This is a genomic window from Halococcus sp. IIIV-5B, assembly GCF_003602035.1.
Taxonomy (GTDB): domain Archaea; phylum Halobacteriota; class Halobacteria; order Halobacteriales; family Halococcaceae; genus Halococcus; species Halococcus salsus.
On record NZ_QZWE01000007.1, the window covers coordinates 71,015 to 93,612 of the forward strand.

Consider the following 22,598-nt stretch of genomic DNA (forward strand, 5'->3'; position numbering starts at 1 on the left):
CTTTCGAGATTCACGCTTTCGAGGGTGAGTGCAGCGTCCCGTCTCGTACCACCCCTTCGTGGAGCGTGAAGAGGAGCGCCGGGACGATGATCACCAGTCCGATGACGGAGACCGCACCGAGCAACAACAGCCCGGCGTAGACGAAGATCAGGGTCGTCGAGTGCGTCGGGTTGCCCACCACCCAGGTGTAGCTCGCCGAGAGCGAATCGACGAACGAGCGGTCCCGCGAGAGAACCGCGAACGTCGTCAGCACGACGAGCGCTAAGAAGATGAACAGATAGGTGCCGGCGATGGCGATGGCGAGGTACTGGAACGAGTCGGTCCGAACGTATGTCAGGAAGTAGGTAGCCGTGGCGAACCCTATGATAATTGGTACGTATATCAGGAGGGAGGCGTTCACGCCATGCCGCCGGATAGTTGCCGTTATCTCACCGAATTTCACCTCGTTGTTGGAACGAAGCGAACGGATCGCCGCGTACGCACCGAGAGTCGAAATTCCGCAGGTGACGACCGGAAGCGAACTAACAACCCAGCAGACACTTACGACGACGAGAACGAGGCTGTGTCGGTACGCGAAGCCGAGGGCGTCCCTGAGTGCCCCGCCGAACGATCCCTCGTTCCCGTCGTCCGCCCTCATCCGGTCGTACCCTGGAACTGCACCGCCTCGATGATCTGGTCCTGGAGGAGGAGGAACAGCACGAACAGCGGGAGGGACGCGATGATCCCGGAGGCCATGAAGAGACCCGGCCGGAACGTGAACGTATCACGGAGGATCACCAGCCCCAGCGGGAGGGTGAACGAGGCCTGGTTCTGGAGCACGACGACCGGCCAGACGAACTGGTTCCAGTTGTAGACGAACATGAAGATGGCGAGCGCCGAGAGGATCGGTCGCGAGATCGGCAGGATGATCCGGGAGTAGATCTGGAAGTTCGAGAAGCCGTCGAGCCGGGCGGCTTCACCGTACTCCTCCGGGATGTCCCGGAAGAACTGATAGAGCAGGAAGACCCCGAGCGGGTTCGCGACCGCGGGGAGGATGACGCCGAACAGGCTGCTGACGAGCCCCAGGTCCGAGACCGTGGTGAACAGCGGGACGAGGTTGACGTAGAAGGGGACCATGAAGCTCCCGATGATGATCGTGAGCAGTATCGACTGGCCGGGCCAGTTGAGCCGCGTGAGCGAGAACGCGATCATGGAGTCGACGATCAGGACGAGCACCGTCGCCGTCGTCGCGACGATGAACGTGTTGAGCACCCACTGGAGGATCAGGGTCCCCGAGAGCAGCTCGGTGTAGTTCGCGAGCGTGAACTCGGGGGGAATGAGGTGCGGGACGGAGCTGATCGCGATCTCCTGGGGCTGGAGGGAGAGCGAGATCATGTAGAGGTAGGGGACCATGAACAGTATCGCGACCGCGTACAGCCCGACGTGGACCGCGACCGTTCGGGTGGTGGCGTTGCTCAGGATACCTCGACGTCCGTTGGCGGTTGCTTCGCTCATGCTGAATCACTTCCGATGTACCGGTAGTTCACGTACGATACGACCACGAGGAGTCCGAAGAGGAGGTAGCCCACCGCCGCGGCGTAGCCGAACCGCTGCTGGCTGAACGCCGCGTTGTAGAGGTAGTAGACGAGCGTCATCGTGGAGTTGTTCGGTCCGCCGTCGGTCATCACGTAGGGCTGGCCGAACACCTGGAACTGCTGGATGAACTGGACGATCACGACGAACGCGATCGCGTTCCGCATCTGCGGGAGGGTGATGTCCCGGAAGGCGCGCCAGGTGCCCGCCCCGTCGAGCCGTGCGGCCTCGTACAGCCGTTCCGGGACGTTCTGCCGGGCGGCCAGCAGGATGACGAAGTTGAACCCGAGCAGCCACCAGTTGGTGACGACGGCGAGCACGGGCATCGCGAGGGCCGACGAACCCAGCCAGTTCGGCGGCGTGTCCATGATGAACCCCAGGTAGTAGTTGATCGGCCCGAAGCCGGACGAGAGGAAGAGGCTCCAGACGATACCCACGATGGAGACCGTCAGGATGTACGGGCTGAAGTAGATCGTCCGCAGGTAGCGCCGGCCGATCACCTTCTTGTTGACACCCAGCGCGAGCGCCAACCCGAAGATCACCATCGCCGGCACGGTCAACACGACGAAGTAGACCGTGTTCACCAGTGCGTTCCAGAACGCGGGGTCCTGGAGCATCGAGGCGTAGTTCTGGATCCCGAGGAACTCCGACTGGGCGGGGAACAGCGGGTTCCACTCGAAGAGGCTCATGTAGAGCCCCTGCAACAACGGATAGAGGAGGAACACACAGAAGAAGATCATGTAGGGGACCGCGAAGAGGACCCCGTCGACCGTCTCCCGTCGCTGGAGGCTCCCCTCGGTCGCTTCCGTCCGACTGAATCGGTCCCTAATTGACATCGTCGATCAACCCCTGGACGGTCTCCGCCCCGCGTTCGAGCCCGGCCTTGGGGGAGGTGCTGTGCGAGTAGATGTCGAGCAGGAAGTCCCACGTCGACGCCTCGTTCACGTTGAATGGGGTCCGTGGGAGGTACGCGAACTGGTCCTTGCTCGCCATCTCCGAGAACTTCGAGAGCGACTTCGGCCAGAGGGGTGACTCACGGAGCGCCGGGGAGTTCTGGAGCTTCGAAGCGGCGGGCAGGTGGCCCGCCTGCGTCCCCCAGATCGGGTTCTCCTGGGTTATCCACTCGGCCACCTCCACGGCCGTTTGGGTCTGCTCTCGGTCCCTGGAGTTCTTGCGGGGGAGCACGATCGTGTGGCTCCCGGACTCGGTCCAGTTCTGCTGTTTTCCGGGGGCGACGAACGGCTTGAACATGTTCCAGTCCATCCCGTCGAGCGTCTGCAGCACGGCCGCGTACCAGGTCCCGTTCACGATTATCCCCAGGTTCCCGTCCTGGAAGGCGACGTCCGTTCGGCTGCTGGAGGCGTTCGGGAGGTCCCAGTTGTACTTGCCGGTGCTGTTGTGGTAGAGCTGGGCGATCCGCAGGCCGTCCTGATTGTTGAACCGGACCTTCGTGAGGTCGTCGTTGAAGAGCTGGCCACCCCGCTGGCGGTCGAACGCGATGAACGTCCGGAGCAGCTCGATGGGGCTCATGGCGGCCGAGGGGGCGAAGGCGTTCGCGTCCGTCTCGCTGACGATGGTGTCACAGACGTTCTTGAACTCCCGGAAGTTCGTCGGCGGGGAGTCGGGGTCCAGCCCCGCCTCCTCGAACACCGAGCGGTTGTAGTACGCGCCGATCGGGTGGGCGTGCTGGTTCCCGTTGAACCGCATCCGGTTCCAGAGGGTCGGGACGTACTGCGAAGCTGTGGAGTCGTCGATGTAGCGGTTGAACGGCGTCAGCATCTGCTGGAACCGGCTGATGAGGGCCTGGTGCATGATCGCGATGTCCGGGCCCTTGTCGGCGACCAGCGCCGTGTAGACCTTGGTGTAGTAGTCGTTCCACGGGATCCGCTGCCGGTCGATCTGGACGTTCCCGAGTGGCTGTTCGTCGTTGAATCGGCTCACGATGGACTCCATCGTGGCACCGTCGCCGCCGCTGAAGAGGGTCCAGAACTCGACCGTGGTGCCGGAGTCACTGGAGATGTCCCCGACGAGAGCGTTTCGGGACCCGCAGCCAGCCAATCCCATGCCACCGGCCACTCCCAGACCGGCGAGAAATCGTCGTCGTGAGGATGTCGTGTGTACCCTCTCGGACGCTACCATAGTGGAATCGAGGCGCGCACCATAATAAATGTTTATGGCCTTCGACTCGCGACGCGTCGGTTCCCTTCTCGAAGAGTGGAGCCGACCCGGTCGTGAGTCGGTGCGACGAGGTCCGAGAGCGCTGCTCGACGATCGACCGTTCACGCGACGTGTCGTGGGCGGTCTGAGGGAAAGCCATATATATACATGAATGATTGGTGTAGTTTAGGATGAGCGAGATCCGCCTGGAAAACGTACGGAAGGAATACGGCGAGGGGATCGTGGCCGTGGACGACTTCAGTTTGGATATCGACGACGGGGAGTTCATCACCATCGTCGGTCCGTCGGGGTCCGGGAAGTCGACGGTGCTCCGGATGATCGCGGGACTCGAAGGCATCACCGACGGGGCGATCTACATTCGAGACCGGAAGGTGAACGACATCCCGCCCCAGAACCGCGACATCGCGATGGTGTTCCAGAACTACGCGCTCTATCCCCACATGACGGTCGAGAACAACATGTCCTACGGTCTGAAGCTCAACTCGGACCTCTCGGACGACGAGATCGAGTCACGGGTGCGGGAGGCGGCCGGGATGATGGGGATCGAAAACCAGCTGGGGAAACGACCGAGCGAGCTCTCGGGCGGCCAGCAACAGCGCGTCGCGACCGGTCGCGCGATCGTCCGCGAGCCCTCGGCGTTCTTGATGGACGAGCCGCTCTCGAACCTCGACGCCAAGCTCCGGACCCACATGCGAACGGAGCTCCAGCGGATCCAGGAGGACCTCGGCACGACGACCATCTACGTCACCCACGACCAGGAGGAGGCGATGACGATGAGCGACCGAGTGATCATCCTGAACGAGGGCGTCCTCCAGCAGGTCGGCACCCCCCGGCAGGTCTTCTCCGAACCGGTCAACCAGTTCGTCGCCGAGTTCATCGGCAGCCCGGCGATGAACTTCTTCGACGTCGCCCTCGACGGCACGACGCTGCGCGGCGAGGACATCACGTACACGCTCTCGGAGGAGTACGCCCAGCAGGTCGCCGAACGCGCCACCGAGGACGCACTGGTGCTCGGTATCCGACCGGAACACATGACCTTCTCCGACGGGTCGACCGCGAACAGCATCGACGCCGTGCTCGAGGTCAAAGAGCCCGTGGGCGACGACAACTACCTCTATCTCCGGTCGAACGACACCGAGTTCACGATGCGCGTGCTCGGGCAGATAGACCAGACCGAAGGCGACGAGATCGCCGTCTCGTTCGACGAGTCCGACATCCACATCTTCGACAAATCGACCGGGGCGAACCTGGTCTCGAAGGAACGGGAGTCGGACACCCCGATACAGAGCACGCCGACGTAAGCGGTCGATAGCCTCCCGTCGTTTCGTTCCAGGTCGTTTCGAGCTATCGGTTCGGCAAAACGGATTTTTCAAAAGCAGAACGGTTCGAGGACGCCTGCGACCCCTATCGGATGGTGATCCCGGCGACCGTCGCGGGTTCGAGGTCGGCGCTGAGCCCGTCGCCGTCGGTCGTGACGTCGAGGTCTTCGGCGGTGAACGAGTCGGCGTTGCCGGCGTCGACTTCGGCATCGGGGTCCTGACCTGCGAACAGAACCTCGGCGTCGACGGATGCCTCGCCGAGGTCGATGCCCTCGACCCCGACGTCGACGGTGTGTGCCGCGCGGCAATCGAGGTTGGTGAGAGTGAGGAAGGTCTCCGAACCGTCCACGGAGGCGGACGCGCCGACGAGCGGGAGGTCGTCCTCGCCGACGTCGCGGGTCGGGGTTTCGAGCGAGGTTCGAACCGACTCGTTGCCCTTGTGTGAGGCGTAGAGATCGAACACGCGGTAGGTGGGCCGCGCCCACGCGTCGTCGCCGTCGGTCTCGATCAGACACTGGAGGACGTTCACGGTCTGTGCGATGTTCGACATCGTCATCACGTCGCTGTGGTGATTGAAGATGTCGAGCACGGCGGCGGCCGAGAGGGCGTCGAAGACGGTGCCCGGCTGTTCGAGCCCGTTCGAGGCGACGGCCTCCGGGTGCCAGGTCCCCCACTCGTCGATGATGACGCCGATGTCGCGGGTCGTGGCGACGGCGTCGATCGCCGCGGCGATCCGCTCGATGTGGCGGTCCATCTCGAGCGCCTCGACCAACATCTGGTCGTAACCCTCCTCGCCGGCCTCGTCGACGTTCATCGTCCGGCCGTAGTAGTGGTGCAGCGTGAGGTGGTCGAGGGGGAACTCCACACCCCACTCGGCTTCGCCGACCTCCTCCATGAAGAGCCGGTTCCACTCGTGGTTCTCGAACCCGCAGGCGATGAGTTCGAGGTCCTCGTCGAGCATCAAGTCGTCCATCGAACCGACGTAGGTCGCGAAGCGGCGGTACTCCCGGGCGTACTGCTTCGGGCTCATCCGACCGCCACAGCCCCAGTTCTCGTTGCCGAGGCCCCAGTAGCGAACCCCGTAGCCGTCTTCGTGGCCGTTCGCCCGTCGCCGGTCGGCGAGCTCGGTGTCGCCCTCGTAGTTGCAGTACTCGACCCAGTTGGCCGCCTCCTGCGGGTCGCCGGAGCCGACGTTCGCCGCGAGATATGGCTCCGTCCCGACGCGTTCGCAGAGCTGGAGGAACTCGTCGGTGCCGAACGCGTTGGACTCCTCGGGGTCCTCGTCGATACCCTGGGCCCAGAAGAGGTTCCGGCGGCGCGGGCGGTCCTCGCGGGGACCGACCCCGTCCTCCCAGTGGTAGTCGTCCGCGAAACAGCCGCCGGGCCACCGGAGGACGGGGATCTCGAGGTCGGCGAGCAGGTCGACGACGTCGTCGCGGAACCCGTCGGTGTCGGCGGTATCGTCGCTCCAGAGCCCGTCGTAGACACAGCGACCGAGGTGTTCGGAGAAGTGACCGTGAACTTCGGGCTCGATACGGCCGATAGCGGCCTCAGTGTGGACGGTAACGTGTGCGTTCGACATCCTGATCCATACTGCTCAGTGATGGATGATAAATCAACTGGTTCCCACCCCGGTGCGGGGGGCCGTGGTACGGTAGATTTTAACCGTCGTCCATCGAACCTCTCGATATGGATACGGATCTTTCCGGACGAACCGCGCTCGTCACGGGTGCCGGGCGCGGGAACGGCCGCGCGATCGCGCACGCCCTCGCCGACCACGGTGCGAACGTCGTCGCGAACGACCTCGACGAGACCGTCGCCGAAGAGACCGCCGAGGAGATCGAAGATGCGGGCGGCGACGCGGTCGCGGTGGGCGCGGACGTCAGCGACTCGGCCGCGGTCGAGGCGATGGTCGAACACGGCACGGAGGCGTTCGATACGATAGACGTGCTCGTCAACAACGCCGGCGTCGGGACCTCGGGACCCTTCCTCGATACCGACTACGACGACGCGTTCGAGTTGAACCTCGACGTCCACCTCCGCGGGTCGCTCAACTGCCTTCGGGCGACGGTCGACGACATGGTCGAGGCGGGCTACGGGAAGGTGGTCAACATCACCTCGATCCACACCAAGAACGGGGTCGGGATGTCGCCGCAGTACGACGTCGGGAAGTTCAGCCTGCTGGGGCTCACGAAGAGCCTCGCGCTCGAACTCGGGCGGGAAGGGGTCCGGGTCAACGCCGTCGCGCCGGGCTGGGCGAACACCCGGATGGTCGAGGGCTTCTCCGAGGCCGTCACCGAACAGATCCAGGAGAACAACCCGCTCGGGCGGTTCGCGGAACCGTCGGAGATCGCCGACGCAGTCACGTTCCTGGCCTCGCCCGCCGCCGACTACGTCAACGGCCACGAGCTCCGCGTCGACGGCGGCCAGGTCCCGATCGACAGCTGGCGACTCGACAACCGATAGGGAGCGATTTTCGGTTCGACGACGGACGACGTTACAGGATCTGGTAGCCGCCGTCGACGTACTGGAGGTGGCCGGTCATGTAGTCGGCGTCGTCGGAGGCGAGGAAGAGGTACGACCCCGTGAGGTCGTCGGGCGTCCCCATGTAGTCCATCGGGATCTCGGGGGTGATCTCGACGTCGTCGACCGCGGGGACGTCGTCGTCGGGGACGAAGAACGTCTCCTCGGAACCGCCCGGCGGTTCGGGGTTGCCGGTGCCGAAGGTCGTCTCGATGATCCCGGGTGCAACCGCGTTGACCCGGATACCAAACCGGGCGAGTTCGAGCGCCGCGACCCGCGTGATCATCATCACGGCTCCCTTCGAGCCGTCGTACATCGTGTGCCCGAGCTGTGCGTACTCCGAGGAGATCGAGGCGGTGTTCACGATACAGCCGGGGTCGTCGCGCGCGAGCATGTCCCGCGCGGCGGCCCGACAGCCGAGGAACACGCCCCGGACGTTGATCGCCATCACCTGGTCGAACGCGTCGACCGGGGTCTCGACGATCGAAGCCTCGCGGTAGATACCGGCGTTGTTGACCATCACGTCGATGCCGCCGAACTCCCGGGCGGCCTCCACAACGGATTCGATGTCCGCGGGTTTCGAGACGTCCGTCTGGACGAACGTCGCCCGACCGGGACCGTCCTCGATGGCCTCGTGCGTGGGGGTGGATTCGCCCTCGTCCTTCGGTTCGTCGCGGATGTCGGCGACGATGACGGTCGCCCCCGCGTCACCGAACCGGCGTGCGACCGCCCGCCCGATACCCGACGCGCCGCCGGTCACGACCACCGTCTCGTCCGAGAAATCGTAGGTTGATCGACCCATGCGTGCAGGGTCGCCACCGCTCGACGTAACTGTTTGCATCCCACAGACGGGGCTATCGGGACCCGCTTGAATCCAAAACGACGAGCCTCATCGGACCACTGCCGTCCAACGACCCGTCCGCACACGCCGCTCGGCGGTCAAGAGGCGGTCGAGGGCCACTCGATGCGCGCGATATATTTCTACGCTGGTGTGGCCAACCTCGCGATGGAGCGAGACGGTCTCATTGGAGGTGCCCAACGACCGCTAGCGAAACATGACCCAGCGACGGATGTCCCTCACCGGCAGTATCGGCCCGGAGGCCGCCTACGAGGATTTCATCGGGGAGTCTACGCGCTCTGTTCGATCGTTCGCTGGTAGAGCGACGGACTGTGGACTGAGCCGCCCTCTTGGTCGAACAGATGGACTCGGTCCGTGTCGAGCGAGACCCCAACCTCGTCTCCGGGGGCGAGCTGGACCGACGCGTCCGTCTCGGCGATCATCGTCTCGCCATCGATCCCAAGGTAGATGATGTTCGAGGACCCAACCTGCTCGAAGACGGTGACGGTCGCGGAGACGTCCTCACCGGTCGCGGTTGGCTTTACTGAGACGTCCTCCGGTCGAATGCCCAGCTCGGAGAGGGGGCCCGAGACACCGTCGGGCGCGGGGATGGTAAACGGCCCCGCACGAACCCGACCGTCCTCGAGGCTGGCATCGAAGAAGTTCATCGACGGGCTGCCGATGAACCCGGCGACGAACCGGTTGGCGGGCTGGTTGTACGCCTCGTTGGGCGGAGCGACCTGTTGGATCGTTCCCTCGTTCATGATCGCGATCCGGTCGCCCATCGTCATCGCCTCCTCCTGGTCGTGAGTGACGTACACCATCGTCGTCTCCAAGTCTTGATGGAGCTCTTGGAGCTCTGCCCGCATGTTCGTCCGGAGTTTGGCGTCGAGGTTCGAGAGCGGCTCGTCGAGGAGGAACACGCTCGGGTTCCGGACGATGCTTCGTCCGAGCGCGACGCGTTGTTGTTGCCCACCTGAAAGCTCGCCGGGTCGCTGGTCCAACTGGCTGGAGATTCCGAGCTTTTCGGCCGTACTCGTGACCCGTTGGTCCACTTCGTCGCTCGGGATCCCCTGGTCCTCCAGCGCGAACGACATGTTCTTCCGGGTCGTCATGTGCGGATACAGCGCGTAGTTCTGGAAGACGAACGCGATGTGTCGTTGCTGTGGTGAGTACTGTGTCACGTCCTCCCCGTCGAAGTAGATCTGACCGCTCGAAGGCGTCTCTAGCCCTGCGATCATCCGAAGGGTCGTCGTCTTCCCACAGCCGCTGGGGCCGACGAGAATGAGGAACTCCCCGTCCGTGATCGTGAGCGAGATATCGTCGACGGCAACGATCGACCCGAACCGCTTGCTGATGTTCGACAGCTCAACTGCCATAGTTTGAAATGCCCATTGTAATATATGTATTTTTCTCCTCGACCGTTCGCCGACGACGTCGGCCGTCGACGAGACCGCGAACGGGCCGACACAAAGATTATTACGGGGTACCTTCCAACTATTCCCATGATAGACAGTACACGATCCGACCGCCTCAGCCGCCGCCGTTTCATGCAGGCGGCCGGCACGGGGGCGATGCTCGCCACGGCGGGCTGTACGACCAGCGTGCTCGGCTCCGAACAGAACGCCGTCGTCTACGGCGATCGGGAGGACACTGCCGACCGATACGCACAGGTCTACAATCAGCAGACCGATGGCACCCCCATCGACTTCACGCTCACCGACGGTCGATATCGGGACATCATCACGAAGGTCAAGGCCGGGGCGAACGTCCAACCGCTCCTCGGGCTCGACATCGTTCGGTTCGCGTACTTCAGCGAACTCGAAGTCCTCCGGGACATCACCGACTTCTACAACGACCTCCCGTACACCGACGACTTCCTGGGGAGCGTCGGGGAGCTGTTCACGACCCGGGACGGGGCGAAACGCGGTGTCCCGTACTGGATCGATTCGAGCCTGTACTTCTACAACAAGCGCCTCTTCGAACAGGCCGGCCTGGATCCGGAGTCGCCGCCGGGGACGTGGGCGGCGTTCAGACAGGCGCTCGAACAGCTCGACAGCCAGCTCGACCTCCCACGACCGCCGCTCGGTGCTGCCTTCACGACCGGTCTCGTCGGCTTTCTCGGCTATCCGTTCATCTGGTCGAACGGCGGCCGCATCGTGAACGACGACGAGACGCGCGTGCTCTTCGACGAGCGCCCGTCGATCGAGGCGCTCGAATACTGGGTCGACATCAACAACGCCGGGCTGATGACCGACCCGCTCGCGACGAACTGGGAGGACTGGCACAACATGTTCGTGAACGAACAGATACCGATCATGTTCACCGGTGGGCTCGGACTCAGCACCGTCCAGCAAGGCAACGAGGACCTCTTCAACAACAGGCTCGGGACGGCGCTCTTTCCGAAGCCGGCCGGTGGAACCCGTACCAGTTTCCTGGGTGGCGACAACCTCACCATCACGACCTCCGCGACGGACGACGAGCTCGACACCGCTCGGGATTTCGTCCGCTGGGCGAACACCGACCAGGGGATGCAGACGACCCTCGAACTCGGATTCCTCCCCGGTCGGGAGAGGGGGTTCGAGGTCGGTCTCGCGACGCAGGAACCCTATCCTCGTCTCCTCGATGCGTACCAGAAGACGTTGGAGAACGGAAACACGCCCATCTACGCGGACTACGAGGAGATCGACCTCATCATCACCAACGCGTGGTCGAGGGCACTCAGCGGGACGGCGAATCCAGCGCAGGCACTCCGGAGCGCCGCGCGAGAAGCGAACACGACGCTGATGGACAGCTAGACGGGCGACAGGAGCGAGCACGGACGCCGTCTCACCCGAAAGAATATTATCATGCCCCCGCTCGTTGCATACTGGAGACAAAACGTGGCCGACAGCACACAAACCGAACCAGGCACGCCAGCCTCACGGACACGGCGACTCCTCCTCGGCGGGTCGTCCCTCGATCTGAAACCGTACCTCTACTTGCTCCCGATCATCCTGCTGTACGCGATATTCGTCGTCTATCCCGTCGGCTACTCGTTCTGGATGAGCTTCACCGACTTCGTCACGGTTGATCAGGTCGAGTGGGTCGGGCTCTCGAACTACGCACAGATATTCTCGGAACCCGAGTTCTGGCAGTCGGTCGTCAACTCGCTCGTCTTCTCGCTGGGAACGGTCGTTTCGATAGCTATCGGCCTGCTCCTCGCGCTGGTGTTGGACTCGGATCGGATCCGTGGCAAGACGGTGTTCCAGAGCATCATCTTCCTCCCCTACGTGCTCCCCATCGTCGTCGCGTCGGTGCTCTTCGGCTGGATGTTCACCCAGTTCGGTGTCGTGAACTCGGCACTGATGGAGATCGGTCTGATCAGCCAGCCGATCGGCTGGTTGAGCTCCCCGACGCTCGCGTTGCCGACGGTGATCACGGTCACGGTCTGGAAAAACCTCGGGTTCAACATGCTCATCTTCATGGCGGGCATCCAGTCGATCCCGGACGAGATCTACGAGGCGGCGAAGGTCGCCGGGAAGTCGAGGTGGGCGACGTTCCGCCACGTCACGCTTCCGCTGTTGAAGACGCCGCTGGTCATCACGACGGTGCTCGGGATGATCAACGCGATCCGGGGTTTCGACGCGATCTGGGTGATGACGGAGGGAGGACCGGGCAACGCCAGCCAGACCCTCGGGGTCTACTTCTACCGGTCCGCGTTCGCGTCCGGTGACTTCAGCACCGGCGCGGCGATCGGGGTCATCATGTTCGTCATCTCGATCGTGCTCAGCGGTGGCGTGCTGCTATACGCACGGAGGAGCTAACCAATGGCAATTGACACCAACGACGGGGGGCAATCGAACGGATGGATGAGTGGCCTCGACCTCGACCTGATCGCTCGCTACGCGATACTGCTCGTGACGACCGCCCTCGTGGCCTTCCCGCTGCTCTGGATGGTCTCGACCGCGCTCAAAACGGGCTCCGACCTCACCGCGTTCCCGCCGACGCTGATCCCCGAAAACCCCAGCTTCGAACCCACGATCGACGCCCTCACGACCGGCCCGTGGGTCCAGTGGTTCCTCAACACGTTCTTGGTCGTCATCGGGGCGGTCATCCTCGAACTCATCGTCGCCGTGCCGGCCGCGTACGCGCTCGCACGGCGGGAGTTTCTCGGTGACCGACTGGTGTACGCGTCGATCGTCGCCTTCCTGATGATCCCCCCACAGATCCTGGTGCTCCCGGTCTTCATCCAGTTCGCACAGCTCCAGCTGCTGGAGACGTTCATCGGGCTGATCATCGCCTACACGCTGTTGTTCTCCGCGTTCGTGACGTTCCTGCTGAGCGGGTTCTTCCAGACTCTGCCGAGCGACGTCGAGGACGCAGCGCGGATCGCCGGCGTCCCCGAGTGGAAGATCTTCGTGCGGATCGTGTTGCCGCTCGCCAAGCCCGCGATCGGTATCGCCGCGATCTTCGTGTTCATCTTCGCCTGGAACGAGTTCTTCTGGGCGCTCGTCTTCCTGAACGAACAGGAGATGTACACGATCAGTATCGGACTGACCGTCTTCGAGGGGACGCAGGGACAGATCGCGATGAACCAGCTGATGGCGATGAGCGTGCTCACGACGATCCCAGTGTTGATCCTCTTCGCGCTCACCCAAGAGCGGTTCATCCAGGGGATCACGACCGGGTACGAGTTCTAGTCGCCACATCCCGCCTCGACGATCGGAGGCGATACTGGGGGTGATTTCGTGTCCGTCACGGAAACATGCGCGGTCGGTTATTCCGCCTGTCTTCCCTCAGTGTCGGTACCTCCTCGATCGAATTCCGTCCCGAGCGCTTATGTACGCACCCACGGTTGTCAGTGCATGAATTCGATCCCACTCGGAACGACCGGCGAATCCGTCAGTCCCATCTGTCTCGGTACGATGTTCTTCGGGAGCAAGACCGACACGGAGACCTCTCGGGCACTGCTGGACCGGTACTACGAGGCCGGCGGTCGATTCCTCGACACGGCCAACATCTACGCGACGTGGGTGGACGGTGCCGAGGGACCGACGAGCGAGCCGTTTCTCGGCGACTGGATGGCCGACCGTGGGAACCGTGAGGACATGTTCGTCGCGACGAAAGTCGGCTTCGAGTACGGCGACGTGCCCCAGTCCCTCGATCCGGAGCTCATCGAACGGGAGATAGACCGAAGTCTCGACCGGCTCGGAACCGACTACGTCGACCTGCTCTATGCCCACGTGGACGACCGGGATACACCGCTCGCCGAGACGATGGCGGCCTTCGACCGACTCGTGGAGTCGGGCAAGGTCCGCCATCTCGGCGCGAGCAACTACTACGGCTGGCGACTCGCCCGCGCCAACACCCTCGCCGAGGAGCGCGGCCTCACACCGTTCAGCTGCGTCCAACCACGATTCTCGTACCTCATCCCGCACCGCAACTCTGACTTTCAGCGCCAGCGCCCGGCGACCGACGAGTTCGTCACGTACTGTGACGACCACGACATCCCGATGCTGCCGTACTCGCCGTTATTGCAGGGATGTTACGGCCGTGAGGACCGCTCGATCCCGGAACGGTACGTCACGACCGAGAACCGCCAGAAGATGGAGACGGTTCGTGATATCGCCGAGCGACGTGCCGTGTCTGGCAATCAGGTCGTCCTCGCGTGGCTGACGCAACGCGACCCGCCGACGATCCCCGTCGTCGGCTGTAGCACCGTCGACCAGCTAAACGAAAACCTCGCGGCGCTCGACCTCACGCTGTCCGAACACGAACTGGAACGGTTGAACAGCATCGAAACGCTGGGCGGCCTTCACTGACCGTCGAAATCCCCGCTTCGTGGTGAGGTATCAGCTCAGACGAAGTCCGGCCCTTCGATCGACTCGTCCTCGGCGGTCTTCCAGGAGTGTCGGGGTTCCCAACCGAACACCCTGGCAGCCTTGTCGGTCGAGTAGGCCGATTCCTCGCCGCTGAGGTCGCAATCATCCGGGAGTTCGCCGTAGCCCGCTTCGATCGCGGCGGCCGTATCGACACCGAGGAAGTTGTCCCCGGCGAACGCGTTGAACACCTCGTGGCCCTCGAAGTCGCTCTCGAGCGCCGCACGAACGAGTGAGACGAGGTCGCGGACGTCGATGTACGACCAGAAGTTGCCGAACCGACCCGCGCTTTCGAGGTCGAACGCTTCCCGTATCGGGGTGATCTCGTAGCGTCCGGGATACTGGACCCAGGAGGGACGGATCGAAGCGACCGACACGTCGAAGGCGTTCGTGACGCGCTCGGCAGCCGCTTCGCCAGCCAGTTTCGACGTCTCGTACCCGTTCCACGGCGCGGGTGGGTGTGCTTCAGTGATCGGGAAAGAGTCGGGAAGCTTCGGCTTTGGCCAGTGTGTCCCGTAGACCGTCTCGCTGGACGCCCAGACCACGTCCGCCCCGGCTCGGCCCGCGGCTTCGAGGGTGTGGAACGTGCTCACTGCGTTGTTCTCGTAGACCTCGCCGCCAGCGTGGTTCTCCTCGTGGGGAATGTTTCCGAAGTGGACGACCGCGGTCGGTTCGGCGCTCAATACCGTTTCCCAGATCCGTCCCTGTTCAGTCAGGTCGACCGCCTGAAAGCTCACTCCATCGATATCGGTCGATGTGGGAAGTGTCAAATCGACGGCGACGACTTGGTAATCGTCGCGGAGATCCTCGACGACCCAACTCCCCGCACCACCGAGCGCACCGGTAACGACGACTGTTTCCGACATACGAGGTCGTCGGTCCAAGCACACATAAACGTTGATCTCGTTCCGCTTCACTTCCCTTCGAGAGGAGTACGAAACGGACTGGACTAGCTGTGACGACCGTCGTGCTTGCCCGAGAATCGATGATATTTGAGACAGCTGACGGCGTCATTTCGCTTGGCTCCGCTCCGATCGTCGAAGAGTATATGCCACCGGCTCGGGTGGGAGTAGTATGGAACGTCGAAGGCAAGTGGTCGACTCTGTCGGTTTCACGAACGTCGAGATGGACGACGCCTTCTGGTCACCTCGTATCGAGACGAACCGTGAGGTCACGATCGAGTACCAGTACGACCAGCTGGAGGAGTCCGGCACGCTGGAGAACTTCCGGCGCGCCGCGGAGGGGGAGTCGGGCGGGTTCAGCGGGATGTGGTTTCAGGACTCGGACGCCTACAAGTGGCTCGAAGCCGCGAGCTACGTCCTCGCCACGGAGGACGACCCGGACCTGAAGGAACGCGTCGACGAGGTCGTCGACCTGGTGGCCGCCGCACAGGACGACGACGGCTATCTCAACACCTACTTCACCCTCGTCGAGCCCGACGGCCGGTGGACGAACCTCCACATGATGCACGAACTCTACTGTGCGGGCCACCTCGTCGAGGCGGCCGTCGCCAACCACCGCGCCACGGGCGACGACGCGTTGCTCGACGTCGCGACGGCGTTCGTCGACCACATCGAGACGGTGTTCGACGACGAGGACTTCGACGGCGCGCCGGGCCACGAGGAACTCGAACTCGCGCTCGTGGAGCTCTATCGTGTCACCGACGAGGAGCGGTATCTCGACCTCGCGGAGTACCTCGTGGACGTTCGCGGGACGGACGCCGACCGGTTCCGCTGGGAGGTCGAACACTACGACCAAATAGCGGGCTACGGCGAGGGGAAGGCCATCGAGGACGGGCCGGCGGGGACCTTCCTCGACGACGAGGGCGAGTACGACGGGAGCTACGCGCAGGCGCACGCGCCGCTCGACGACCAGGCGGCGGTTGAGGGCCACTCGGTGCGCGCGGTGTACCTCTACGCGGGTGTGGCCGACCTCGCGATGGAACGGGACGGGACGGATCCACTGGAGGTGCTCGACGACCTCTGGCAGAACATGACCGAACGCCGGATGTACGTCACCGGCGGTATCGGCCCGGAGGCCGCCCATGAGGGGTTCACCGAGGACTACGACCTCCGGAACGAGGACGCCTACGCCGAGACCTGTGCGGCGATCGGGAGCATCTTCTGGAACCAGCGGATGCTCGAACTCACGGGCGACGCGAAGTACGCCGACCTCATCGAACGGACCCTCTACAACGGATTCCTCGCCGGCGTCGGTCTCGAAGGCAAGGAGTTCTTCTACGAGAACCCCTTGGAGAGTTCGGGCGACCACCACCGCAAGGGCTGGTTCACCTGCGCGTGCTGCCCGCCGAACGTCGCTCGTCTGTTCGCCTCGCTCGGCGGCTACTGCTACGGGGCGGACGGTGACAGCCTGTTCGTCCACCAGTACATCGGGAGCGGCGTCTCGACCGAGGTCGGCGGGACGGCGGTCGACCTCGACGTGGAGACCGATCTGCCGTGGTCCGGTGACGTCTCGCTCGACGTGACGGCCCCAGAAGAAGGATCGTTCGCCCTCCGCCTCCGGGTGCCGTCTTGGAGCGAGGGAACCACGGTCGAAGTGAACGGCGAGTCGGTAGATGCGGCGGTCGAGGACGGCTACCTGGTTCTCGACCGCGAGTGGGCCGACGACACGGTCGAGCTCAGCTTCGAACAAACCGTGGAAACGGTGCGGGCCCACCCGGCCGTCGAGGCGGACGCGGGACTCGTTGCCGTCGAACGCGGCCCGCTGGTCTACTGTCTCGAAGCGACCGACAACGACCGGCCCCTCCACCAGTACGTGCTCCCGACGGACGGGACGTACGACGTCGACCACCATGAGGACCTGCTCGGTGGCGTGAGCGTGCTCAGCGGCGAGGCACGCGCGCCCGACCGCTCGGGGTGGGAGGGCGAACTCTACCGCCCTGCCGACGAAACCGAACAGGAAGACGCGACGGTGACGGCGGTTCCGTACTTCGCGTGGGACAACCGCGAGCCCGGCCCCATGCGTGTCTGGCTCCGCGGCGAACAGCGCTGAGCGGTCGGTCGCGCGCCGGGGGAGCGAACACCGAGGCAAAGCGTGATAACCCCTCCCGTCGTCGGGTGGAGCCACGATGCACGCGTTCGACAGACCGGCCACCGTCGACCTCTCGGGGGAGTGGGACTTCGCGACGGATCCGGACGACGTCGGTACTGCGGAGCACTGGTACGAACGGGACGAGCGCCTCCCGGATTCCAGAAGCGTGACCGTTCCACACGCCTGGCAGGAACACGGCGACCTGCAGGAGTACACGGGCGTCGCGTGGTATCGCCGAACGGTGACCCTCGACGAGGTCGACGACCGGGTCCGCCTCCGGTTCGGCGCCGTCGACTACCGGGCGACCGTCTGGGTGAACGGTGTCGAGGTCGGCTCGAACGAGGGCGGCTATCTTCCCTTCGCGTTCGACGTGACCGAGGCCGTGGTCTCAGGCGAGAACGTCGTCACGGTTCGCGTGACCGATCCGGAGGACCTCCGGGAGGTACCCCACGGCAAGCAGGGTTATCCGTGGTACACGCGGGTGAGCGGTATCTGGCAATCGGTCGATATCGCCGCCGTGCCGGAGACGCACATCGCTGACCTCCGGGTCACCCCGGACCTCGATGCGGACGCGGCACGGACCGATGTCGACATCGCGAACCTCGGTCGAGATGAGGATCTGCGACTTCGGATCCGCATCACACAGAATGGAACCACGCTCGGGACGGACGAACTACCGGTCGAATCGGGGACCGTCTCGATGGTCGTCTCCCTCGCGGATCCGGCCTACTGGACGCCGGACGACCCCGAACTGTGTGACGTCGAGCTATCGCTTCTGACCGGTGACGATAAAAAGGATGTCGAGCGAACCGGTGAGGAGAGTGAAACGGTCGTCGACACGCTCACCGACTACTTTGGGATGCGGAGCGTGTCGGTCGAGGACGGCGAGTGGTACCTCAACGGCGAGGTACTCCGCGTCCGCGGGGCGCTCGACCAGGCCTACTACCCGGACACCCTCTACCGACCAGCCGACCTCGACACCTACCGCGAGGAGATCGCGACCGCGAAGGCGCTCGGGTTCAACATGCTCAGAAAGCACATCAAACCCGCTCATCCCCGCTTCGTCGAGCTGGCCGACCGGATGGGAATCCTTGTGTGGGAGGAGCCGGCGAACGCCGACGTCGACACCGAGACCTCGCGGCGACGGGTTCGCGAGGCGTTCGAGGATCTGGTCGTGCGGGACTACAACTCGCCGAGCGTCGTCGTCTGGAGCCTCTACAACGAGGAGTGGGGGTTCGGCATCGACCAGCACGACTTCCCTGACCGCGACGACCCGGTTCGGCTGTGGAACGACTCGGAGAAACAGTCGTACCTCGCCGACTACTACCGGGATGCCCGTGAGCTGGATCCCACACGGCTGGTCTGTGACAACTCCGGCTGGGCGCACGTCGCCACCGACCTCAACGACTACCACGAGTACTTCGTCGTGCCCGACCGGAACGAGGCGTGGCGGGACCGGCTCGACGAGCTTCTCTCGGATCCGGCGGACAACTACGCGGCGACGGGCGACGGGCCGGCCCCGGAAGACGTACCGACCGTCGTCTCAGAGTTCGGCACGTGGGGGCTCCCCGAGCTATCGTCGCTTCGGGCCCACTACGACGGCGACCCCGACTGGTTCGACCACGAGTTCCTCTCGGGGCTGAAGCATCCCAAAGGCGTCGAGAAGCGTTTCGAGGGGAGCGCACTGAGCGACGTGTACGGCGGGCTCGACGAGCTCGCCGCCGACTGGCAGCGCCGGGCGTTCGCGTCGGTCGCGGAGGTCGTCGCCGACATGCGCCTCGAAGACGGGGTCTCCGGCTACGTCCTCACCGAGCTCACCGACATCGAGTGGGAATTCAACGGCGTTCTCGACTACCTCAGACGGGAGAAATCCTCGACCGAGCGGTTCGCCGCCGCGAACGGACGAACGATGGTTCGGCTCGAACCCGATGCCAGAACCCTCCGCGCGGGCGAGCGGTTCGTCGCGGACCTCGCCGTCGCCAACGACGGCCCCGAACCGCTCGAAACGGCGATCGAGTGGATGGCGTTCGGCGAATCCGGTCGTGAGTCGGTTCGCGTCGACCCGGCGGGAACGACGCGGCTCGACGGTGCGATCGACGTACGAGCCCCGAAAACCGACGAGAGGAACGGCAAAGAAGTGGTGACGGAAACCGTCACCGCAGACCTCGTGGACACGGACGCACACTGGGAATCGGATATAACCGTCGTCGGAGAGGGGGAAGGAAGAGCCGGCACGTGCGTCTTCGCGCCTGCAGGGGCTGAGGCGGTTCGATCGACGCTAACGGACGCTGGCTACGACCTACAGGAGGAAGCGACGGACGCCGACACGCTGGTCACGACGGCGTTCGACGAGCGGGCCCGCGCGTTCGCGACCGACGGCGGCCACGTCGTCCTCCTGCCGCGACCCGACGGGTCGATGGCGGACTCCGTTCGCGACGAGTTCCCGATCCGGGACCTCCCCGAACGCGAGAGCTGGAACCTCTGTGCTTCCTTCGTCTATCAGACGCTTCTCGACGGCGTGGATCGGGTTCCCGGCTGGGCGTTCGAGGGGCTCTATCCCTACGCCTACGTCACGCCGACGGCGGACGGCGACAGCGTCCACGGCGGCTACGTCGAAGGATGGCTCTCGAAGCCTGGCGCGACCGTCCTCGAACGCGACGACGGCGACGGACGGGTGACGGTCTGTACGCTCCGCGTGACTGGGAGCGAGAACCGACCGGTGAGCGAAGCGGTCGTTCGTCGGCTCGTCGGTTGAGCCGGGAGCGCTTCGGGCCTATCGTCGTCGCGGCCGCGCTCCGGACGGTCGGTCACTCAGTCGGCACCGTGTGGTGGAACGTATCCACAGTCCTCACACCGCCACGAGTCGTTCGTTCGTGTGATCCGCCCCATGCAGTTCCGACAGTCGAACGCCATCGACCGAAGAAATTATTCGACAAAGCATAAATCTTGATACGTCGACCGTCGAATTCAGGGGTTCGGATCCGTTGGCACACCAAAGCGGAGGTGACCGCTCTGATCCGCATCGACGGTCACGAGTAGGTGACGTTCAGCTCGACGACGTTCGCGGCCTCCAGCACCCGCTCCGGAAGCGCCTCGGTGAACCGCTCACCGCGGACGCGGTTCGACGGCCCGGCGACGCTCAGCGCACCCAGTATCCGGCCGTTCGTACTCGAGACCGGTGCGGCGACGCAGTTGAGCCCCTCGATCCGCTCCTCCCTGTCGAAGGCGACCCCCTGCTTGCGCACCTCGGCTAGCTCCTCGTCGAGCTCCCGCCGGTCGGTTATCGTTCGAGGGGTCTTCGGCTTCAATCCGTGGCGGTCGACGATGGCATCGACGCGCTCGGCCGGGAGGTGAGCCAGAATGGCCTTCCCCAGCGCCGTCGTGTGCAGCGGAACGCGCGTTCCGACGTGGGCTTCGACCTGTACCGCCGTCTCCCCACGTGCGCGATGGAGGTACGACCCGAGCCCGTGCTCCTCGACCATGAGGTTGGAGAGTTCGCCAGTCCCGTCGGCCAGCTTGTCGACTTCCGGCTTCGCGATCCTGTAGAGCGGGACCTGTGAACGGGCGTAGGCACCGTGTTCGAGGAATCGGAGTCCGACTCGGTAGGTGGTGCCGTCCTTGACGACGTACTCCGCCTGGACCAGCGTGCTCAGGTAGTTGTGGACCGTGCTCTTCGGGATATCGAGCCGGTCGGCCAGCTCCGAGATCCCGGCCCCGTCGAGTCGTTGGATCTCGTCGACGATCCTGAAGGCGGTTTCGAGGGAGCCGATCGCGTAGGTCGCTCGTCTGCTCATACCACTCGTCGGAATTCCTCATTATTGAATATTTTGTTATGCGGCGATCTCCCGATCGGCGGTCGGTGCGAAAAAAGGCCGTCGAAGTGCCTCTGTGGAATCGGTCGCCTCCGGGCCCGTGGATGAGGAGAAGGCTCGCTGGTCGGGATGTGTCCACCGTCCCACCGGCCCGTGCGGCGAGACCCGACTCGTTTCGGTCGACGGACCGAGAAACGCGAGAGTGTGGAGGGCCCGTGTGAAGGTTTCGCATTCATGAAAATCACATACATAGTCGATGTTCGTTATAGTCGGACATTCATGAACGAACACGCACGAGAGGAAAACATCATCAATATTTGGACGTGGTTGCGAGCACTATCGAAAGAACTAGTCACACACGCGGTGATATCGGATTCAGCATGGTGGAATACGATGCGAGATGATGAACTCGAATCCGACCCAGCGAAACCCGATTATTCGTGGATGAACTGCCTGTAACAGACGTATCACAGTTACTTCTCGGCCGGGGGAGGGGTGGAGCAAGCGCGGAGCGGGGCGCGAGGATCGAACGTCGACTGTTCGGCTCGATGGGTGCGGAAGACCGTTCATGGATGCCGAATCGGGTCGATACTCAGTTGTACGTGATGTTGAGTTCGATGACGTTCGCGACCTTCAGGAGCATGGTCGGGAGCTCCTCGCGAAAGCGCTCGCCCTGGAATCGGCTGCTCGGTCCCGAGACGCTGATCGCCCCCTCGACCTCGTCGTGGTTGTTGACTATCGGTACCGCCACACAGCGGAGTCCCTTCACGCGTGCCTCGTCGTCCAGCGCGTAGCCGTTCTCGCGGATCGTCTCGAACTCCTCGAACAGCGTCTCGCGGTCGGTGATCGTGTTCTCGGTGGCCTCCGGCATGCCGTGCGTCTCGATGATCCGGTCGACACGCTCCGGCGGCAGGTGAGCGAGGATCGCGTTCCCGAGCGCGGTGTTGTGGAGATAGACCTCCTGGCCGACGTACGAGTCCGTCTGGACGGCGTTGTTGCCGTGCGCGCGGTAGAGATAGAACCCCTTCCCGTTCTCCTCGACGAGCAGGTTCGCCAGCTCCCCGGACTCCTCGGCCAGGCTCGCGACCTCGTTCCTCGCGACGTCGTAGAGCGGCTGTCCGTGTTGTGCGTGGCCACCCAGGTCGAGCAGTTTGAGCCCGATCCGGTAGGCGTTCCCCTCCTTGACGACGTAGCCATCGTGTTCGAGCGTCGTCAAGTAATTGTGGATGCTGCTTTTGGAAAGATCGAACGTTTCGGCCAGCTCGGTGACCGTTGATCCCCTTTTGTGCTTCAGCGCATCCAGTATCCGGAGTGTCGTCCGCGCCGTTTTGACGTAGTTCGTGGATTGTTCGTGATCCATGGATACTCGATTGGGACTCACTCATCATAAGCTTGTATAGTGCGATTCTGTATGTGAGTCAGTATTGCTGGACTGCGGTGGAGG

18 protein-coding genes are annotated in these 22,598 nt (G+C 63.9%); 8 read left to right on the forward strand and 10 right to left on the reverse strand.

What is annotated here, in order from left to right:
* Positions 1–10 precede the first annotated feature (10 nt).
* The 4 genes from D3261_RS07135 to D3261_RS07150 are packed head-to-tail and all read right to left on the reverse strand — an operon-like array spanning position 11 to position 3,636.
* Complete coding sequence (locus D3261_RS07135; protein ID WP_120070783.1) at positions 11–637, reverse strand: hypothetical protein; 627 nt, start codon at positions 635–637, stop codon at positions 11–13.
* Positions 634–1,494, reverse strand: a complete 861-nt coding sequence (locus D3261_RS07140; RefSeq protein ID WP_120070786.1) for a carbohydrate ABC transporter permease — start codon at positions 1,492–1,494, stop codon at positions 634–636. Before D3261_RS07140 ends, D3261_RS07135 begins: the two co-directional genes overlap by 4 nt.
* Positions 1,491–2,408 (reverse strand): carbohydrate ABC transporter permease, encoded by a 918-nt coding sequence (locus tag D3261_RS07145; protein WP_120070789.1) that lies wholly within the window; start codon positions 2,406–2,408, stop codon positions 1,491–1,493. The genes D3261_RS07140 and D3261_RS07145 overlap by 4 nt, the downstream gene beginning before the upstream one ends.
* Positions 2,398–3,636 carry an extracellular solute-binding protein gene (locus D3261_RS07150; protein WP_120070792.1) on the reverse strand — a complete coding sequence of 413 codons (1,239 nt, stop codon included), beginning with the start codon at positions 3,634–3,636 and terminating at the stop codon, positions 2,398–2,400. The genes D3261_RS07145 and D3261_RS07150 overlap by 11 nt, the downstream gene beginning before the upstream one ends.
* A gap of 284 nt (positions 3,637–3,920) precedes the next feature.
* On the opposite strand from D3261_RS07150, the gene D3261_RS07155 reads away from it, so the two are divergent.
* Positions 3,921–5,051, forward strand: a complete 1,131-nt coding sequence (locus D3261_RS07155; RefSeq protein ID WP_120070795.1) for an ABC transporter ATP-binding protein — start codon at positions 3,921–3,923, stop codon at positions 5,049–5,051.
* A 103-nt stretch (positions 5,052–5,154) separates the two neighbouring features.
* On the opposite strand, the gene D3261_RS07160 is transcribed toward D3261_RS07155, so the two are convergent.
* Positions 5,155–6,651, reverse strand: a complete 1,497-nt coding sequence (locus D3261_RS07160; RefSeq protein WP_120070797.1) for an alpha-N-arabinofuranosidase — start codon at positions 6,649–6,651, stop codon at positions 5,155–5,157.
* A 107-nt stretch (positions 6,652–6,758) separates the two neighbouring features.
* Here D3261_RS07160 and D3261_RS07165 point away from each other — a divergent pair, with 107 nt between their 5' ends.
* Complete coding sequence (locus D3261_RS07165) at positions 6,759–7,535, forward strand: SDR family NAD(P)-dependent oxidoreductase (protein ID WP_120070800.1); 777 nt, start codon at positions 6,759–6,761, stop codon at positions 7,533–7,535.
* Positions 7,536–7,566: 31 nt separating this feature from the next.
* On the opposite strand, the gene D3261_RS07170 is transcribed toward D3261_RS07165, so the two are convergent.
* A complete protein-coding gene (locus D3261_RS07170) occupies positions 7,567–8,394 on the reverse strand; it encodes an SDR family NAD(P)-dependent oxidoreductase (RefSeq protein ID WP_120070803.1) in 828 nt (275 codons plus the stop codon).
* 326 nt (positions 8,395–8,720) lie between these two features.
* Positions 8,721–9,809 carry an ABC transporter ATP-binding protein gene (locus D3261_RS07175; protein WP_120070806.1) on the reverse strand — a complete coding sequence of 363 codons (1,089 nt, stop codon included), beginning with the start codon at positions 9,807–9,809 and terminating at the stop codon, positions 8,721–8,723.
* A 126-nt stretch (positions 9,810–9,935) separates the two neighbouring features.
* On the opposite strand from D3261_RS07175, the gene D3261_RS07180 reads away from it, so the two are divergent.
* From D3261_RS07180 to D3261_RS07195, 4 genes are all read left to right on the forward strand, one after another.
* Positions 9,936–11,228, forward strand: coding sequence for an extracellular solute-binding protein (locus D3261_RS07180; protein ID WP_158589362.1), 1,293 nt, complete (start codon positions 9,936–9,938; stop codon positions 11,226–11,228).
* Positions 11,229–11,312: 84 nt separating this feature from the next.
* Positions 11,313–12,236, forward strand: a complete 924-nt coding sequence (locus D3261_RS07185) for a carbohydrate ABC transporter permease (RefSeq protein WP_233553922.1) — start codon at positions 11,313–11,315, stop codon at positions 12,234–12,236.
* Positions 12,237–12,239: 3 nt separating this feature from the next.
* On the forward strand, positions 12,240–13,112 hold the full coding sequence (locus D3261_RS07190; RefSeq protein WP_120070811.1) for a carbohydrate ABC transporter permease: 873 nt from the start codon (positions 12,240–12,242) through the stop codon (positions 13,110–13,112).
* Positions 13,113–13,277: 165 nt separating this feature from the next.
* The gene (locus D3261_RS07195; RefSeq protein ID WP_120070814.1) at positions 13,278–14,234 is read left to right on the forward strand and encodes an aldo/keto reductase; all 957 of its coding nucleotides are present in this window, start codon (positions 13,278–13,280) and stop codon (positions 14,232–14,234) included.
* A gap of 35 nt (positions 14,235–14,269) precedes the next feature.
* Here D3261_RS07195 and D3261_RS07200 read toward each other — a convergent pair whose 3' ends face one another.
* Positions 14,270–15,157 (reverse strand): NAD(P)-dependent oxidoreductase, encoded by an 888-nt coding sequence (locus tag D3261_RS07200; protein ID WP_120070817.1) that lies wholly within the window; start codon positions 15,155–15,157, stop codon positions 14,270–14,272.
* Positions 15,158–15,365: 208 nt separating this feature from the next.
* Here D3261_RS07200 and D3261_RS07205 point away from each other — a divergent pair, with 208 nt between their 5' ends.
* Both D3261_RS07205 and D3261_RS07210 read left to right on the forward strand, forming a co-directional pair.
* On the forward strand, positions 15,366–17,303 hold the full coding sequence (locus D3261_RS07205; RefSeq protein WP_233553923.1) for a glycoside hydrolase family 127 protein: 1,938 nt from the start codon (positions 15,366–15,368) through the stop codon (positions 17,301–17,303).
* A gap of 76 nt (positions 17,304–17,379) precedes the next feature.
* Positions 17,380–20,097, forward strand: coding sequence for a sugar-binding domain-containing protein (locus D3261_RS07210; protein ID WP_120070822.1), 2,718 nt, complete (start codon positions 17,380–17,382; stop codon positions 20,095–20,097).
* A 274-nt stretch (positions 20,098–20,371) separates the two neighbouring features.
* Here D3261_RS07210 and D3261_RS07215 read toward each other — a convergent pair whose 3' ends face one another.
* The gene (locus tag D3261_RS07215) at positions 20,372–21,136 is read right to left on the reverse strand and encodes an IclR family transcriptional regulator (protein WP_120070825.1); all 765 of its coding nucleotides are present in this window, start codon (positions 21,134–21,136) and stop codon (positions 20,372–20,374) included.
* A 610-nt stretch (positions 21,137–21,746) separates the two neighbouring features.
* Positions 21,747–22,514 carry an IclR family transcriptional regulator gene (locus tag D3261_RS07220; protein WP_120070828.1) on the reverse strand — a complete coding sequence of 256 codons (768 nt, stop codon included), beginning with the start codon at positions 22,512–22,514 and terminating at the stop codon, positions 21,747–21,749.
* Positions 22,515–22,598: the final 84 nt, after the last annotated feature.